The sequence below is a fragment of the Prevotella sp. P4-67 genome, assembly GCF_002251325.1.
In the GTDB taxonomy this organism is placed as follows: Bacteria; Bacteroidota; Bacteroidia; order Bacteroidales; family Bacteroidaceae; genus Prevotella.
This window is the reverse complement of sequence record NZ_NPJL01000011.1, coordinates 110,455-126,224: the sequence shown is the minus strand read 5'-3', so window position 1 is coordinate 126,224 and position 15,770 is coordinate 110,455. Positions and strand designations below refer to the sequence as shown.

Genomic DNA, 15,770 nt, shown 5'->3' with positions numbered 1-15,770 from the left:
CTTGCGTTATTTGACAGTGGTGCGGCGCTCGCGGATGAGCTTGATCTGACGTTGCAGGTCCTGATAGTGGAGTTTGTCGATGCCCTTGGCGCCAGCCTCCTGGCTGTCTACAAACTGGGCGATGTCGTCGAGGTGCTGGACGAGGTAGAGCACCGCATCAGAGTCCTTGTTGCTGGCGCCACTGCGCGAGGCAAAGAGCAGCTGCATCAGCGATGACTGTGCAGGCTTGTCGTCCTTGGGGTTGAGCAGCGAGTTGACGCGGTTCAGGTAGCTGCGCTCCAGACTGCGTCTGATTTTGTCGCTCATGCCGTTGTCGCCAGCCAGAGGCTTCCACACCGCGCCCTTCAGCGCCGAGAGGTAGGCGTCGAGCTTCAGTGCCGATGGCGAGAGGTAAGAGTCGTTGTATATCTTGACGATGATGTCGGCAGAGAGAGCGCGCGAGAGCACGATGTTCTGTTGGTTGGCGATGTCGGCTGACGGGTCGATGCCAGTCTTTTCGGTGAGGGTGGCGGGGTACAGCCACAGCGGAGCCTCGAAGATGTTGCGGCCCACCCAGTCTATCGCCTCGAGCGGCATGGCTGCCGGAGCTATCTCTACGGGCTTGGTGCCGGGCATATTGTTGAGGTATCGGCCGCCCAGGTGCTTGATGACGTGGCCTGTGTATCGGCGCAGCTGGTCGCGCACGCTCTTGTAGACCTCTGCCAGGTCACTATACTGGTCGTTGTCCTGATGAGTCCACTGGGGCAGACCCGCGATGACGCGCTTCAGGTTCTTCACGCCATACTCGTTGGCCTTCATGTTGTCGTCGCCCAAGTCTTCGGTCTGCGAGCGGGGGTCTTCGTCGCGGCCCTCACCCGAAAACCAGCAGCGGGGATGACCAGCCAGGAAGCGCGAGGTCTCGGTCATCATCGCCTCTTTCTCTTCATATTCGTCCTTGAACTCAGGGCGGTAGGAGTAGCCCCACTTGATGGCCCACTTGTCATAGTCGTTGATGCGAGGGAAGAGTCCCTTGGGTCCAATCTTGTCTTCGGGCTGAGCCACGTAGTTGAAGCGGGCATAGTCCATGATGGATGCGGTGTGGCCGTGGGCCTCTACCCACGCCTTGTCGCGCAGCTTCTCTACGGGAGTGGCGTGGCTGGCGCCCATGTTGTGGCGCAGACCCAGGGTGTGGCCCACCTCGTGGGAGGAGACGAAGCGTATGAGCTCGCCCATGAGCTTGTCGTCGAAGGTCATGGTCTGTGCGCGCTTGTCGAGTGGTCCGCACTGCACCATGTACCACTTGGTGAGCAGGCTCATCACGTTGTGATACCAGCAGATGTGGCTCTCGATGATTTCTCCGCTGCGCGGGTCGCTCACGTGGGGACCGTAGGCATTTTCTATCTCAGCCGGGAGATAGCGTATCACGCAGTAGCGGGCGTCGTCGACGCTCATGTTGGAGTCGTTGGGCCATGGCTTGGCCTGGATGGCGTTCTTGAAACCGGCGGCTTCGAACGCCACGTTCCAGTCTTCAACTCCCTTGATGAGATAGGGCACCCACTTCTTGGGCGTAGCTGGGTCTATGTAGTATATGATGGGCTTCACGGGTTCTACCAGCCGTCCCTGACGATAGGCTTTTACATCGCGCGGCACCAGACGGTAACGGGCGATGAACGACTCACGCTGGGTCTTGTGCTGGGTGTCAGAGAAACGGGTGAAATTGTTGACAAAGTACCCCACGCGCTTGTCCCAGAGACGCTTGCGCATAGGCTGGCTGGGCAGCAGCACCATCGAGGTGTTCATGCCCAGGGTCACCGAGCCCGTCAGACTGGCTGGCGCGTTGCGGTTGGCTGTGGCACCATAGGTGCGCACGGTGGCCACCTCGATGTTGATGGGAAACACCTTCATGGTGTCGATATACGAGCGGCTGCTTATCATTCCGCCGAGCTTGACCATGCCCAGCGATGATCTTACGCTGGTGGTGAGCTTGTTGTCGTTCTTGAAGAAATTGGTAATCTCTATCATGCTTCGGCCCTTGGGGCTCTTGCCGATTATCTTGAACGACGCCACGATGGGGTCGATGGTCGATGCCTGGAGAGTCTTGGATATACGGTCGGTCGAGTCGGCCAGCTGGGTGAGCACGTAGGCACGCATGTACATCGTCTTGTAGTCGTGCTTCTCAAAATAGACGGTGGCCTCGTTGACCTCTTCGCCGGCATACTTGCCGAAGTTCTGGGGCACAGCCGTATAGCGCGTCACGCACATGAAGTAGCGGCCCAGGAGCGTGTCGGGTATCTCGAAGTACCACTTGTCCTGGATATGGCGCACGGTGAATAGACCTTCCTTCACGGTGCCACCCTTCTTGATGATGTCGGCATACTCGTCCTTCTTCTTTTTGGCTACGGTGTCGTTGTCATGCTTGGTGGTGTCGGCCTTGATTACGGGTTTGCCCTTGAGGGTGTCGTCGTCCACGGCAGATACTTGTTGATACTTCGCAGCGTTGAGCCCCGTGATGCGCGAGGCATAGATGCCGCCGGCTATCATCATCACGATAGCGCAGATAAACAGCTTGTTACCCATATAGATACTTATTTATTGGTTCGTTGTCACTGCAAATTTAGTAATAATAATCCATACCCGGCTTGGGCAGACCGAAAAAAGCATGACAATCATGAAGAAAAAAGTCAAAATCGCTGTTTCCGCCCGTAGTTCAGCCGTCATTGGAGCGGCGATGCGGCCCTCGGGCCGACTGCGCAGACACGCAAAAGCCCCGAAGACGGCTTCAGGTATAGCAGCGGGCATGGCCGTGGGGCTATATCCTGATGCCACCTTCGGGGCTATGGTTGCTCCCGTGGTGGGGATGATGAGTTGGCGGGTGTTAGAACTCGTCGTTGGCGTAGAGGAAGGGGTGGTAGCACTGCTCCCACTCTATGATTTCCTCGTCGCGGAAGAAACGCTTGAGCTCGATGGCTGCGGTCTCGGCAGAGTCGGATGCGTGGACGATATTCTCCTGGAAACTCATGCAGTAGGAACCGCGGATGGTGCCGGGGGCGGCGTTGCGGCCGTTGGTGGGGCCTGCTAGTGCGCGCACAGCGGCGATGGCGTCGACACCCTTGAGGCACATGGCCACCACGGGGGCTGTCATCATGGCGTCCTTGACGCGCTGGAAGAAGGGCTTCTCGCTGAGATGGCTGTAGTGCTCGGAGAGCAGCTCGTCGGTGAGCATCATCATCTTCATGCCGCATATCTGCAGGCCTTTCTTCTCAAAAATACTGATAATCTCGCCTGCCAGACCGCGCTGCATGGTGCAGGGCTTGAGCAGGACCAATGTCTTTTCTATTGCCATAATCGTTAATGGTTGTAGGGTTAGTAATATATGTTTTGTTCTGATTGTCTGCAAATTTAGGAATAATTTCTGAGATATCCCAAGGATGTGGCTACAAATTGGATGCCCACGTATACAAATCCTTGATGACCATCTTGCGGAAGAGCCAATGGCTCATGCCGCCGGGGATGCGCATGATGGTGTTGTCGGCCAGGTCGAGCACATAGAGAGGGCGTATGCGCCAGCTCTCGTTGTAGCGGTTCTGCCAGTCGTACATGCAGTATTCCCACCATTCGCGGTCGCCGCGCCACCATTCGCCCGTGGTGTAGTCGTTCTTCAGTCCGTAGCGGGTCACGTCGAATGCATTGGCATAGCCACACTGGCGGTATATGCGATAGGGGGCGAGGCCCAGGTCGAGCACGCTGCCCAGGCTCACGCGGCACATGATGATGCAGCCGCCCGAATAGTGGGTGGCGGTGCTGCGCACGGGGGCGAAGTAGATGCCGTTGCCGGCAAAGTTGCCGGCGCCTACGTTCCAGATGCCCGACATGCGGTTGCCGTGCCAGCAGCGGCCAGGCGCCATCACGATGTTGAGCGCGGCGGTCTCGTCGGTGCCGTGGTAGAGGGTAAGCGCGGGGACGAAGGTGTCGAAGACGGTCCAGAACAGACTCTCGATGACGGTGAGCGACATGTGCCATATCGGGTACTTGATGATGCGCCACGGCAGCCACAGCGCCCAGTCTATAGCATCGTCGGTGCCCTCCTTGTCGCTGCTCGGCACAAAGACCTCGAGCACATAGTTGAACATCTCGAAGGTGCAGTGGGCGAAGAGGTTGAAGTAGATGGCGTTGACCAGTCTTATCGGCGTGAGCAGTATGTACAGCGGTATCTTGGCCAGCAACAGATAGCCTTCCAACTCATCGTTGCGACGGTCGTTGCCCGAGTTCTCCTTATAGAGCGCGCGCCAGGGCTTGGAGAGCCAGCGCTGGAGCCAGTTGGTGATGAGGAAGGGGATGCTCGTAATGCGGTATATCCACTGCATGATGAAGTAGTAGAAGGCAAACCCGTAGAAGAGGACCTTGGATATGATGTAGAGGACGAAGAGGATGAGCGCCAACTTGAAGGCCCATCCTATCAGGGTGAACAGCGAGAACGAGCTGCGCCGCTTCTTGGGCTTGGAGGTAGCCACGGGCTCGTCTTTGACATACGACAGATAGCGGCTGGCGGCATAGGCGGTGTCGCCCTCGAAGATGACCTTGGACCAGTCGTCTCCCCATTCGACCACGAGCAGCTCGGTGCCACGCGGTGCCACCCCGCGCTTGTAGGCGTTGGGTGATGGCTGCATACGCATGTTCAGGTCGCTGGTGGTGACATAGATTGCGCGCGGAGAGCCCATCGCCGCCAGGGCGGAGAGCCATAGCAGGCAGAGGGTGAGCCATAACGTCTTCTTGTGCATCATAAACGATGTAGCTATTAGGTGATTATCTCTTGTCAAGTAAGTATAGACATGCAAAAATACGATTATTTTGCCAAACGCCTTGTGCATAACCGCGTTTTTTTGCATCGCGCTGCGGCTTTTTCTGACTTTTGGGATAACAAAGACGATAGAAAGCGCCATCCCCGTCATTGCCGCCATCGGAGAGATGGTGGCGGGGTGGGTGGAAAATAGTGAAAAAAAGTGGGAGCAAATGGCTATAGTTACATCCTTTTGCAGTAATTTTGCACATTATTATATAATATAGCGCGCTTCCATGAACGTAAAAATCAACGACAGTTGGGCTGAGCGGCTCGGCAATGAGTTTGCCCAGCCTTATTTCTCCCAGCTCACCGACTTCGTAAGGCACGAGTATGCCACCACGACCTGCTATCCTCCCGGCAGACTTATCTTCAACGCCTTCAATCTCTGTCCTTTTGACAGCGTCAAGGTGGTCATCATCGGGCAGGACCCCTATCACGAGGCGGGTCAGGCTATGGGGCTCAGCTTCTCGGTGCCCGACGGAGTAGCCATGCCGCCGTCGCTGCAGAACATCTTCAAGGAGATACAGGGTGACCTCGGCATCGGAGTGCCCCAGAGCGGTAACCTGACGCGTTGGGCTGAGCAGGGAGTGCTGCTGCTCAACGCCACGCTCACCGTGAGGGCCCACCAGGCCGGCAGCCACCAGCGCCATGGGTGGGAGAGGTTTACCGACGCTGCCATCAGCAGGCTCAGCGAGGGTCGCGACCATCTGGTCTTCATCCTCTGGGGTGGCTATGCGCGCTCCAAGGCGTCGCTCATCGACCGCAGCCGTCATCTGGTGCTCGAGTCGGTGCATCCCTCACCCCTCTCTGCCAACCGGGGTGGATGGTTTGGCAACCATCACTTCTCGCGCTGCAATGAATATCTCGCCGGGCACGGCATGGGCCCCATCAACTGGTAAGAACATGAATGAACTGCATATTTTACAGATAGGAAACGTATTTGTTTCGCCCGATATTTTCACGGTAAAGTTCTGCTGCGACCTTGACGTGTGCAAGGGCGCATGCTGCATCGAAGGCGACGCTGGCGCGCCGGTAACCCTCGATGAAATCGGCGATTTGGAGGCTTCGCTCGATGTGGTATGGAATGACCTCTCGGCTTCGGCGCAGGCTGTCTTGGACCGCCAGGGTGTGGCTTATGCCGACCGCGACGGCGACCTGGTCACAAGCATTGTCGGAGGTAAGGACTGTGTGTTTACATGCTATGAGGGCGACACCTGTCTCTGTGCCCTTGAGCGCGCGCATCGTCAGGGCCGCTGCCCCTTTGTCAAGCCCATCTCCTGTGCGCTCTATCCCATTCGCGAAAAGACGTTTCCCGATGGTTCGGTGGGGCTCAACTATCATCGTTGGCGCATCTGCCAGTGTGCTGTAGAGAAAGGCCGCGAGCTCGACTTGCCTCTCTACCGCTTTCTCGAGGGTCCGCTTGTGCGCCGCTTCGGCAAGGAGTGGTATCAGGAGCTGTGCCAGGTGGCCGACGAGCTTCGGACTTTAGGCATGATTTGACGCCTCGGCAATGGTAGGAAACGAGGGCGTGACGGCTCTGCAGACGCTTGTCGTCCCGTCGCCTCGGGGCTTGCTGCCGACAGACTACGACCTTCTGTATTCGGTCGGCGACATGCCCACGTGCTCCTTGAAGTATTTCCCCATAAAGCTCTGGCTGGGGAAGTTCATGTCCATCGCTATCTGCTTGATGCTCTTGCGCGAGTTCTTGATTTGCACGCGCAGCTCCATAACCACATAGTTGTCTATCCACTCGTTGGGGGTGCGCTGGCTTACCTGCTTGATGCACTCCGACAGATATTTTGGGGTGATACACAGCTGTCGGCCGTACCAACTCACACGGCGTTCGGTGCGGAAGTTCTTCTCTATAAGTGCGATGAAATCGGTAAAAATCGTCTCTGCACGGTTCTTTTTCCTGTTGTCCCTGTTCATGATCTGGTAGATGGTATTGCCCAGGTCATATATCATCGTGGCGATGGTCATGCGGGCCACGTCGCGGCGGAAATGATGCCCCACGCAGTCTATCTTACTCTTGAGCATCTTGTAGTAATCGCAGAAAGTGTCGGCCTCCTTCATGCTCAGCGTCGAGACCGGGTTGCTGCGCGCAAAGAGGAAGAGCGATGATATCTCGTGTACATCTTTGGCGATGTCGCTGAAGAAATTGGGCGAGATGATAAATCCTATGCCGCTGAAATCTTCGCTGAACGAACAGTTGTCGACCACCATGCCGTTGGTGATGATGATGACGTCGTTGCGCTCCACGGTGTGTTCTATGGTGTCAAGCCGGTAGGTGGCTCTGCCGTTCAGACAGAGCGCAGCCATCATGCATTGCATGCGGCGCGTGCGGTCGGGGAAGGGGATTTTGGCCAGATCGTCAAACAAGACGATGTCGTTGTCTATGTGGCTTCCTTTATAGTGGCTAAGCGTTGAGGCTATGGTTACCTCGTAGATTTCCTTGTTCTTGTATTTTATCATTGCTTTAGTATGGATATGCATTGTAACTTGTTGTCGTCATGAGGCTTACGCCGTCGACGCGCTGCACCTGGCTGGCGTCAAACGCACTGTCTCCGCTGACAATCACCCGTCGGTGGTAGGTAGGCTCGAAGGCTGTGGTAATCTGCTCGTCGGTCTCGCCGTTGCAGGTATACTTGCGCCCGCCGATGATAATGGTCTCACCCTTCTTCGCCCCGCGCAGCGTGAGCCTCACAAAACCGTAGAAGCCAGTGACAAACTCGTAGGCGATGCCCTCCGGCGTCCGCTCTGAATATCGCGGCGCAGTGACTCTCGTCACGCGATTTACCCGGACAGGCAGCAGTGTAGCCAAGGGCCACACCCCCATCTCCGTCGATACCCTCCGAAGTGCCGAGTCAGCCGTCCGCAGTTCGGAGTCAGCCTTCGTTCCTTCTATCTCCACCCTCCGTGGTGCCGAAGTAGCCTTCGTTCCTTCTATCTCTACCCTCCGTGGTTCCGAAGCAGCCTTCGCTTCTTCTATCTCTAACCTCCGTGGTGCTGAAGCAGCCTTCGCTTCTTCTATCTCTAACCTCCCTGGCGCCGAGACTGGTGTCCAGCATGCTGTCGATACCGTCTGCGTGTAGCCGCGGTCAATTCCGTCGCCCGAACCTTCATCTACAGGCCGGCAGAGCCATCCTCCGTCGGCCTTGTGACCAAAGGGGCGACCGTCGCGACCCACTCCGTAATAGCAGACGGCTATCTGGTGGTCGTGGGGACCAACCGGGTGATAGAGGATGGCCACCGTGTTGGAGTCGGAACGCAGGTAGCCGCTGACGTCGATATCGATGGTGACGGGGTGATGACAGTTGTCGGTCGGGAGGGGCGGGGTGACATTAGACTCATTGACATACACTCTGTATCTGCCACGGGCGGTGACGCTGAGCGTGGCGCTGATGGGGCGGCGCTGCGTGAGATAGGTGTGGCGGAACCAGATGTCAGAGAGCGAGTCGGCTGTGGTGCAGCTTATCTCTCCAGGGCCAAGGCTGTCGGTCTGGGCGCTGGCGCTCGTCATGCCGATGACGAGCAAGCCCATCAGCACCATAATCATCTCTTGTATTGCAGTTTTGGCCATCAGTTGCAAAATTAGTACTTTTTATTGGCGTTACCAAGTGAAAATGAGGAAAAATCAACGATACCACTATCTTCGTGGCGGATATGGCCATCGTCGTGACCAGCAAAAAAGAAGGCACACCTCTTGTCATAAGAGGCGTGCCTTTTTTAGGTAATTGACATTTTGTTTAAGCGTCGATATTGGCGTAGGTAGCGTTCTCTTCGATGAAGATACGGCGTGGTTCTACGTCATCGCCCATAAGCATAGAGAAAATTTCGTCGGCGTCGGCGGCATTCTCTATAGTCACTTGTTTGAGCAATCGACTTTCAGGATTCATAGTGGTTTCCCACAGCTGCTCGGGGTTCATCTCACCAAGACCCTTGTAACGCTGGGTGTGAAGGGCTTTGTCGGAATCGTTTCCGCCAGCATATTTCTCGATAAACTGTAGGCGTTGTTGTTCGGTATAACAGTATTCGCTCTTGTCCTTGTACGAGCAACGGTAGAGGGGAGGCGTGGCGATATACAGGTGGCCGTCTTCGATGACCTTGGGCATGAAGCGGTAGAAGAGCGTCATGATGAGGGTGTCGATGTGAGAACCATCGACATCGGCATCGGTCATGATGATAATCTTGTCGTAGCGCAGCTTGTCGATGTTGGCCTCGCGGTCGTCCTCGCCTTCGACGCCGAAACGCACGCCGATACTCTGGATGATGTTCATTACCGACTCAGCCTCAAAGACACGGTGCCACTGCACTTTCTCTACGTTGAGGATTTTACCTCTCAGCGGCAGGATGGCCTGGCGGAAACGGTCGCGGCCCTGCTTGGCAGAACCACCGGCAGAGTCACCCTCGACGAGGAATATCTCACACTCCTTGGGGTCCTTGTTGGAGCAGTCGGCCAACTTGCCGGGCAGACCGCCGCCGCTCATCACGTTCTTGCGCTGCACGCTTTCGCGGGCCTTGCGGGCGGCGATACGTGCGGTGGCAGCCAGTACCACCTTCTCGCAGATGCGCTTGGCCTCGACGGGATGCTCTTCGAGATAGTCGTTGAGCGCTTCACCCACAGCCTGCTGCACGGCACCAGCCACCTCAGAGTTGCCCAGCTTGGTCTTGGTCTGACCCTCAAACTGTGGCTCGGCTACCTTGATGGAAATCACGGCGGTAAGTCCCTCGCGGAAGTCTTCGCCGGCAATCTCTATCTTGGCCTTTTCAATCTGCTTGGAGATGGTGGGCTCGTTGTCGGCATAAGCCTTGAGCACACGGGTGAGAGCCGTACGGAAACCGGTGAGGTGGGTACCGCCCTCTATGGTGTTGATATTGTTGACATAAGAGTGGATGTTCTCCGAATAGTCGGTGTTGTACATGATAGCCACCTCGATAGGGATGCCCTGCTTCTCGGTCTTGAGATAGATGACGTCGTCGAAGAGGTGGGCGCGGTGACGGTCTACGTAGCGCACAAACTCCTTCAGACCGTCCTTGGCATGGAAGACCTCCTGACGGGTCTTGCCCTCGGCGTCGGGGCGCGCATCGGTGAGGGTGATGCGGATGCCGGCGTTGAGGAATGCCAGCTCGCGCATACGGCGAGCCACGATGTCCCACTGGAATGTGGTGGTGGTGAAGATGCTGCCATCGGGCCAGAACTGCTGGCGTGTACCGCGCTTGTCGGTCTCGCCCACTACCTTGACGGGGTAGAGAGGCTTGCCCTTCTCATATTCCTGTTGATAGATTTTTCCGTTGCGGAACACCTGCGACATCATGTGGCTCGACAGGGCGTTGACACAGCTTACGCCCACACCGTGGAGACCACCGCTGACCTTATACGAACCCTTGTCAAACTTACCACCGGCGTGGAGCACGGTCATAACCACCTCCAGAGCCGATTTGTGCAGTTTCTCATGCATATCCACGGGGATACCGCGGCCGTTGTCTTCCACCGTTACCGAGTTGTCCTCGTTGATGGTCACTTCTATATCTGTGCAGTAGCCTGCCATCGCCTCGTCGATAGAGTTGTCTACCGTCTCGTTAATCAGGTGATGCAGACCCTTTTCGCTAATATCGCCGATGTACATGGCAGGGCGCTTGCGCACTGCCTCCAAGCCTTCGAGTACCTGAATGTTACTCGCCGAATAGTTGCTTTCTATGTTATGATTATCTTCCATTTCAGTATGGTACAAGTTTGATTGCAAAGATAGTAAAATTCATTGACATAGCGAAACATTTGCCCCGTTATTTTGACCTCTGTTTCCATCAGAAACTCCCTTTGCCCCGACGTTATAAAAGTTTAACTGTTTGCTCACCCAGTCTGCCTCCGCAGAGACTGTCGTATGCGGTGTGTGGGGCTTTGTGGTACCCGCTTTCGCCTTGTTGAGGCGCAGTCGCATAGACTCGCGTCCGCCGGTTGTAACGGTGCTGGTGTGGTGCACCAGCGTGGCGACGCCCCCGTGCTCCGTCCCGGCCATTGTGCGTATGACCGAAACCATTGTGCGTATGACCGAAACCATCACCCTTGCCGTCATAGTCATCTCTGTGGCGGTAAAGTTCTTCTCAAGGTTTGCATCGGTTATTTCAGGGTTTGCCGTGAGTATTTCCAACTTTGCAATAGTCATTTCCGGCTTTGCTCTCAACTTATTGGTCTGCTCCGTCATCATTGCCGCTGTGGGGAATGCGACTGCTGGTTTACTATCTGTGTCCAGAACTGATGATGACGGTCTGCGCGATTGCAAATCAGTGCGTTGTAGGCGATTTGGCTTTGCTCTGTCACCGGCGACAGCGTGCCGCTCTCTGCCCTCGAGGCATATAACCAAAGAGACCACTACTTGTGGTAGTGGTCTCTTTGGGGTAGGATATATTGTTTTGTTAATTATCCCAGCTTGCTGATGTGGAGAGCGAGGCTTGACTTCAGGTTCGCAGCCTTGTTCTTGTGGATGATGTTGGTCTTTGTGAGCTTGTCCAACATGGCCTGTACTACGGGGTACAGCTTAACAGCCTCTTCCTTGTCTGTCATTGCGCGCAACTTACGTACGGCGTTGCGCATAGTCTTTGCATAATATTTGTTGTGCAAAGTCTTTGTCTTTGTCTGACGAATTCTCTTCAGTGATGATTTGTGATTTGCCATCTTATTATACTTTCTTTTTTATTATTTGTAGTCCCTAGGAGAGTCGAACTCCTCTTTAGAGAATGAAAATCTCTCGTCCTAACCGATAGACGAAGGGACCATCTGTCTATTAGCGGATGCAAAGGTAGATACTTTTAACGAAATGTGCAAATTTTCTTCAAAGAATTTTCTATAAAAGGCTGTTTTTTATTACTTTTGTAGTCTATGATGGTCAAAACAAACGCAATAGTACTCAAAACCAATCCCTATGCTGACCGCAAGATGGTGGTGGAGATGTTCACGGCAGACTACGGCTACCAGTCGTTTGCGGTGACGGTTCCGGCGACCAAGCGCGGCAAGTTGAAGCGGCAGTATTTTATCCCGCTTTCGAGGTTGGAGATAGCCTATGACATGCGACCCAACCGCCGGTTGCAACTCCTGACGGATGTAAGGTTCAGCACGATGGCCACCTACATGTACGAAGATGCGGTCAAGCTGCCCGTAGCGCTCTTTGTGGTCGAACTGCTCACCACCGTAGCCCGCCACGAGCACGAAAACCGGCAACTCTTTGAGTTTGTTGACGCTTCGATAGATGTGTTGGAGCTCGATGGCGAGCATACTGCCAACTTCCACCTCGTGTTTATGACCATGCTCACGCGCCTGGTGGGCATTGCGCCCGACGAGGAAACCTATGCCGCCGGCAGCTGGCTCGACCTGCGCGAGGGATGCTTCACTCTGCTTCGCCCAGCCCATCAGGATGTGGCTCAGCCCGAGGTGGCGCGGCGTATAGCTCTCTTCCTTCGCGGTGGTTTTGAAGGTGTTGCGATGCCGATGAACCGCGACGAGCGCAACTGCTGTCTCGACGCTCTGATGGACTATTACCGTCTGCATCTGCCCTCTTTTCCCGAGCTCAAGTCTGTGGCCATTCTGCGCCAACTGTTCCAATAGAAACATCCCGACACGCTATGGCCAGTTGTCCATAACGTGTCGGGATGCTATATATATAATAAGGTGTAACGGCTGCCTATGCCAGCAGTCGCTTTACAATCTGCGAGACTGCTCCGCCGTCGGCCTTGCCTGCCAACTGCTTGGTGGCGATGCCCATGACGCGCCCCATATCCTTCATCGATGAGGCTCCGGTCTCGGCTATGATGCCCTTGACGATCTCTTCTATCTCTGTGGCGCTGAGCTGCTTGGGCAGATAGCTCTCGATGACGGCGGCCTGGGCCAACTCTTCTTCAGCCAGGTCGGCGCGACCGTTGGCTGTGTAGGTGGCTGCTGTCTCGCGGCCCTGCTTGGCCAGCTTCTGCAGTATCTTGAGCGCGGCGGCATCGTCGAGTGTGTCGTTGGCTCCCGGGGCGGTCTTGGCCTCGAGAAATACTTTCTTGATGTTGCGGAGGGTCATGAGGCGCACCTTGTCGCGGGCCTTCATGGCTTCCTTGATATCGTTGCTTACTTGTTCAAACAAATCCATAATGTTTAGTTTCAATGGTTATACGAATGAAATGATGGAGTTGGCAGTGCCGTCGTTGCCGCCGTCATCGGCAGGTTTACTCTCGGTGTGTCCCGATGCCTGACGGGTTATCTCGTCTATCATGTTCTTGGAGCGCTTGTAAGTGGGCGTGTTCTCGATGGCGAGTATCACGTCCTCGTTGTCAAGGTATTCGGGCGAAAAGAGGAAGATGTGTGGACGGCGCTTGTACTCCATGGTCTTCTCGCCGCTGCCGTAGTACACGCCCATGCGTGCCTTCTTCTGGGCGTCGGCTTCGGCTTTCTTGGCCATATTGTCTGCCTCTTCCTGGGTGTATTTCTTGGTCTGGTGTTCCTGCATGCCGTCGATATTCTTGATGCCGAAACCGGTGGCGAGGATGGTAACCTTGACCTTCTCACCCAGATTGGGGTCGAGGAATATGCCCCACTTGGACTGATAGTCACAGTTGAAGTGCGACATGAACTCATTGACTTCGTTCATCTCCTCCATACGCAGTCCCTCGTTATTGGCTTTGTCTGCGGCGAAGGTGATACTGAGCAGAATCTTCTTGGAATTGTAGATGTCGTTGTTGTTGAGTAGCGGCGAGTGAAGCGCGCTCTCGATGGCTTTGCGCAGACGGCCCTCGCCCTCACCGTAACCGGTACTCATGATGGCCACGCCGCCGTCTTCGAGCACGGTGCGCACGTCGTTGAAGTCGAGGTTGACGATGCCTCGGCTGGTAATGATTTCGGCGATGCTCTTGGCAGCCACGCTCAGCGTGTCGTCGGCCTTTCCGAAGGCGTTGAGCACCGACAGGTCTGCATATACCTCGCGCAGACGCTCATTGTTGATGACCAGCAGTGCGTCTACGTTCTTTGCCAGTTCCTCTACACCGTCGAGGGCTTTGTTGATTTTCTTTTCGCCTTCCCATAAAAAGGGTATGGTGACGATGCCCACGGTGAGGATGCCCATGTCCTTGCTCGCCTTTGCTATGACGGGCGCTGCTCCGGTGCCGGTACCTCCGCCCATTCCGGCGGTGATGAATGTCATCTTGGTGCCGTCGTCGAGCATGGCCTTGATGTCGTCCAGGGTTTCTTCTGCGGCTTTACGCGCCTTCTCGGGCACGTTGCCCGCGCCGAGTCCTTCCTTGCCCAGCTGGATGTGTACGGGTACGGGCGAAGCGTTGAGCGCCTGTGCGTCGGTGTTGCACAGCACGAAGCTCACGTCGTGTATGCCCTCTCTGTACATGTGGTTTACGGCATTGCCGCCACCACCGCCCACGCCGATGACCTTGATGATGTTGACCTTCTCGGGAACTTCAAAGATAGGCAGGGTGCCGTTGGTTGTATTGTTGTCTTTATCCATGATAGTCATGCTTGATTGTGGTGTGAATTACGATTGCTTATTCTTCCTCTGTGATAATCTGTGAGAAGAAGTTCTTGAGTTTGGTCTTGTTGCGGTGCCAGAAACTGTTCTCGCGCTCCTTCTTGCGTTCCTCTTCAGCCTCTCTCTGCCGCTTCAGTTCTTCCTCCTCTTCCTTCTTGCGCTTAGCCTCTTCGGCAGCGGCCTTCTCTTCGGGCGTCTGTATGATGCCCTTGCCTGGCTGGTGGGGTTCCTTGGGCTTCTCTGTAGTGGTGTAACCCTCGTCTTCAGGGGCGAAGAGCGAGTCATTGAAGTCTTTGCCGGCGCAGTTTTCGTTGCCGCGCTCGAGCAGTCCCAGTACAGTGTTCATGCGGCCGTCGTGAGCGGTGATTTCGGGCTGGTTGGCATTGATGACACCGTTGACAAACTTGGCAACTCTAATTTTCTCGATGGGGGTGAAGGTATGGAAAGCCTCGACGATGTTGCGCATGTTGGAACCGCCGCCGGTGAGGATGATGCCGCCCAGCATCTTGTCGGAAAACTCGTTGGGCATCTGGTACCACACGTTGCGGATGATTTCCTCCATGCGCGACTCTACAATCTCTATGAAGCGGCGGCTCTCGATCTTGCGTCCGTCGCCCACGGCGAGTTCGAGCGTGTTGTCGATGTCAGCGTTGTTGGTATATGCGCAACCATACTCGAGCTTCATCTCTTCAGCCCTTTCCTCGTCTATCTGGAGCGAGGCGATGTCCTTGGTGATATTGTTGCTGCCCAGTGGTATGACGGCGATATGGCGCAGGATGTTCTTGTAGTATACCGACACGGTGGTGGTCTCGGCGCCCAGGTCTACGAGCATACATCCGCTGCGCTTCTCCGACTCGGTGAGCACGCTGTCGGCGAGCACCAGCGGTGCGAGATACATCTCGACTATGTTGATGCCGGCGCTCTTGAAGCACTCGTTGCAGGCGTAGTAGAACTTCTTGCGCCACAATATGTTAAGGAAATTGCCTTCCAGATGCTTGCACTGTATGCCTGCGGGGTCAAGCTGGAGCTGGTTGTCAACCTTGTATTCCTGAGTGATGGCATCGATAATCTCCTGTTCGGGATAATCCATGCTGCGGTTGGCGTCCATGAGTTCGTCTATCATGTCCTGGCGCACGATGGCTCCCTCTTCCAGGTCTTTGACAATCACATTCTTTACGCTGCGTATCGACTGTCCTCCTCCGCATACATACACGCCTGCTATCTTGGACTTGAGCGAGTGTTCAAGTTTGTTGACGATGTTGGTCAGACACTGTACCGTGCGGTCGTGGTTATAGACTACTCCCTTGCGGATGCATGCCGAAGAGTCTTCTTGCGCTACGGCGAGGATGCTGATGCTGCCATCAAGGTTCTTCTTTCCGGCCACGCCTGTAATCTTGGACGAGCCCAGTTCGATAGCGATTATAAATTCCTTTGCCATACGT

The 15,770-nt window shown here is 55.4% G+C and carries 15 protein-coding genes and 1 tRNA gene; 3 read left to right on the top strand and 13 right to left on the bottom strand.

Annotated elements, in window-relative coordinates:
- Window positions 1-6 precede the first annotated feature (6 nt).
- The 4 genes from CIK92_RS01510 to CIK92_RS13255 form a co-directional block, all read right to left on the bottom strand.
- Entirely contained in the window at window positions 7-2,556 is a 2,550-nt protein-coding gene (locus CIK92_RS01510; RefSeq protein WP_254045974.1) for a zinc-dependent metalloprotease, read from the bottom strand.
- Window positions 2,557-2,854: 298 nt separating this feature from the next.
- Window positions 2,855-3,322 carry a nucleoside-diphosphate kinase gene (gene ndk / locus CIK92_RS01505; protein WP_022310651.1) on the bottom strand — a complete coding sequence of 156 codons (468 nt, stop codon included), beginning with the start codon at window positions 3,320-3,322 and terminating at the stop codon, window positions 2,855-2,857.
- Window positions 3,323-3,413: 91 nt separating this feature from the next.
- Window positions 3,414-4,760, bottom strand: a complete 1,347-nt coding sequence (locus tag CIK92_RS01500; protein ID WP_094387921.1) for an SH3 domain-containing protein — start codon at window positions 4,758-4,760, stop codon at window positions 3,414-3,416.
- A 22-nt stretch (window positions 4,761-4,782) separates the two neighbouring features.
- Window positions 4,783-5,028 carry a hypothetical protein gene (locus CIK92_RS13255; protein WP_144008206.1) on the bottom strand — a complete coding sequence of 82 codons (246 nt, stop codon included), beginning with the start codon at window positions 5,026-5,028 and terminating at the stop codon, window positions 4,783-4,785.
- A gap of 24 nt (window positions 5,029-5,052) precedes the next feature.
- Between CIK92_RS13255 and ung the strand changes: the two genes are divergently transcribed.
- Together ung and CIK92_RS01485 are read left to right on the top strand one after the other, a co-directional pair.
- The gene (gene ung, locus CIK92_RS01490) at window positions 5,053-5,718 is read left to right on the top strand and encodes a uracil-DNA glycosylase (RefSeq protein WP_022310653.1); all 666 of its coding nucleotides are present in this window, start codon (window positions 5,053-5,055) and stop codon (window positions 5,716-5,718) included.
- Between the two features lie 4 nt (window positions 5,719-5,722).
- The gene (locus CIK92_RS01485) at window positions 5,723-6,319 is read left to right on the top strand and encodes a DUF3109 family protein (protein ID WP_094387920.1); all 597 of its coding nucleotides are present in this window, start codon (window positions 5,723-5,725) and stop codon (window positions 6,317-6,319) included.
- Between the two features lie 84 nt (window positions 6,320-6,403).
- On the opposite strand, the gene CIK92_RS01480 is transcribed toward CIK92_RS01485, so the two are convergent.
- The 6 genes from CIK92_RS01480 to CIK92_RS13625 form a co-directional block, all read right to left on the bottom strand.
- A complete protein-coding gene (locus tag CIK92_RS01480) occupies window positions 6,404-7,291 on the bottom strand; it encodes a helix-turn-helix domain-containing protein (protein WP_094387919.1) in 888 nt (295 codons plus the stop codon).
- Between the two features lie 4 nt (window positions 7,292-7,295).
- The gene (locus CIK92_RS01475; protein ID WP_094387918.1) at window positions 7,296-8,399 is read right to left on the bottom strand and encodes a hypothetical protein; all 1,104 of its coding nucleotides are present in this window, start codon (window positions 8,397-8,399) and stop codon (window positions 7,296-7,298) included.
- A 166-nt stretch (window positions 8,400-8,565) separates the two neighbouring features.
- Window positions 8,566-10,536: a DNA topoisomerase (ATP-hydrolyzing) subunit B gene (gene gyrB, locus CIK92_RS01470; RefSeq protein ID WP_094387287.1), complete on the bottom strand. Its 1,971-nt coding sequence runs from the start codon at window positions 10,534-10,536 to the stop codon at window positions 8,566-8,568.
- A gap of 39 nt (window positions 10,537-10,575) precedes the next feature.
- The gene (locus CIK92_RS01465) at window positions 10,576-11,025 is read right to left on the bottom strand and encodes a hypothetical protein (RefSeq protein WP_094387917.1); all 450 of its coding nucleotides are present in this window, start codon (window positions 11,023-11,025) and stop codon (window positions 10,576-10,578) included.
- A 212-nt stretch (window positions 11,026-11,237) separates the two neighbouring features.
- The gene (gene rpsT, locus CIK92_RS01460) at window positions 11,238-11,492 is read right to left on the bottom strand and encodes a 30S ribosomal protein S20 (protein ID WP_022310659.1); all 255 of its coding nucleotides are present in this window, start codon (window positions 11,490-11,492) and stop codon (window positions 11,238-11,240) included.
- 28 nt (window positions 11,493-11,520) lie between these two features.
- Window positions 11,521-11,592, bottom strand: a tRNA-Glu gene (locus CIK92_RS13625).
- Between the two features lie 104 nt (window positions 11,593-11,696).
- On the opposite strand from CIK92_RS13625, the gene CIK92_RS01455 reads away from it, so the two are divergent.
- Window positions 11,697-12,419, top strand: coding sequence for a DNA repair protein RecO (locus tag CIK92_RS01455; RefSeq protein WP_094387285.1), 723 nt, complete (start codon window positions 11,697-11,699; stop codon window positions 12,417-12,419).
- Window positions 12,420-12,495: 76 nt separating this feature from the next.
- On the opposite strand, the gene CIK92_RS01450 is transcribed toward CIK92_RS01455, so the two are convergent.
- Genes CIK92_RS01450 through ftsA form a run of 3 tightly spaced genes read right to left on the bottom strand, consistent with a single transcriptional unit; the run spans window position 12,496 to window position 15,766 of the window.
- The gene (locus CIK92_RS01450) at window positions 12,496-12,945 is read right to left on the bottom strand and encodes a GatB/YqeY domain-containing protein (protein ID WP_094387916.1); all 450 of its coding nucleotides are present in this window, start codon (window positions 12,943-12,945) and stop codon (window positions 12,496-12,498) included.
- An 18-nt stretch (window positions 12,946-12,963) separates the two neighbouring features.
- Entirely contained in the window at window positions 12,964-14,307 is a 1,344-nt protein-coding gene (gene ftsZ, locus CIK92_RS01445; protein WP_254045973.1) for a cell division protein FtsZ, read from the bottom strand.
- Window positions 14,308-14,344: 37 nt separating this feature from the next.
- Window positions 14,345-15,766 (bottom strand): cell division protein FtsA, encoded by a 1,422-nt coding sequence (ftsA, locus tag CIK92_RS01440; RefSeq protein WP_094387914.1) that lies wholly within the window; start codon window positions 15,764-15,766, stop codon window positions 14,345-14,347.
- Between the last annotated feature and the right edge of the window lie 4 nt (window positions 15,767-15,770).

What these genes read in the sequence shown, in the direction of transcription:
- CIK92_RS01510 (WP_254045974.1), bottom strand. Translation starts at nt 2,556, where the DNA reads ATGGGTAACAAGCTGTTTATCTGCGCTATCGTGATGATGATAGCCGGC.
- ndk (WP_022310651.1), bottom strand. Translation starts at nt 3,322, where the DNA reads ATGGCAATAGAAAAGACATTGGTCCTGCTCAAGCCCTGCACCATGCAG.
- CIK92_RS01500 (WP_094387921.1), bottom strand. Translation starts at nt 4,760, where the DNA reads ATGATGCACAAGAAGACGTTATGGCTCACCCTCTGCCTGCTATGGCTC.
- CIK92_RS13255 (WP_144008206.1), bottom strand. Translation starts at nt 5,028, where the DNA reads ATGTGCAAAATTACTGCAAAAGGATGTAACTATAGCCATTTGCTCCCA.
- ung (WP_022310653.1), top strand. Translation starts at nt 5,053, where the DNA reads ATGAACGTAAAAATCAACGACAGTTGGGCTGAGCGGCTCGGCAATGAG.
- CIK92_RS01485 (WP_094387920.1), top strand. Translation starts at nt 5,723, where the DNA reads ATGAATGAACTGCATATTTTACAGATAGGAAACGTATTTGTTTCGCCC.
- CIK92_RS01480 (WP_094387919.1), bottom strand. Translation starts at nt 7,291, where the DNA reads ATGATAAAATACAAGAACAAGGAAATCTACGAGGTAACCATAGCCTCA.
- CIK92_RS01475 (WP_094387918.1), bottom strand. Translation starts at nt 8,399, where the DNA reads ATGGCCAAAACTGCAATACAAGAGATGATTATGGTGCTGATGGGCTTG.
- gyrB (WP_094387287.1), bottom strand. Translation starts at nt 10,536, where the DNA reads ATGGAAGATAATCATAACATAGAAAGCAACTATTCGGCGAGTAACATT.
- CIK92_RS01465 (WP_094387917.1), bottom strand. Translation starts at nt 11,025, where the DNA reads ATGATGACGGAGCAGACCAATAAGTTGAGAGCAAAGCCGGAAATGACT.
- rpsT (WP_022310659.1), bottom strand. Translation starts at nt 11,492, where the DNA reads ATGGCAAATCACAAATCATCACTGAAGAGAATTCGTCAGACAAAGACA.
- CIK92_RS01455 (WP_094387285.1), top strand. Translation starts at nt 11,697, where the DNA reads ATGATGGTCAAAACAAACGCAATAGTACTCAAAACCAATCCCTATGCT.
- CIK92_RS01450 (WP_094387916.1), bottom strand. Translation starts at nt 12,945, where the DNA reads ATGGATTTGTTTGAACAAGTAAGCAACGATATCAAGGAAGCCATGAAG.
- ftsZ (WP_254045973.1), bottom strand. Translation starts at nt 14,307, where the DNA reads ATGGATAAAGACAACAATACAACCAACGGCACCCTGCCTATCTTTGAA.
- ftsA (WP_094387914.1), bottom strand. Translation starts at nt 15,766, where the DNA reads ATGGCAAAGGAATTTATAATCGCTATCGAACTGGGCTCGTCCAAGATT.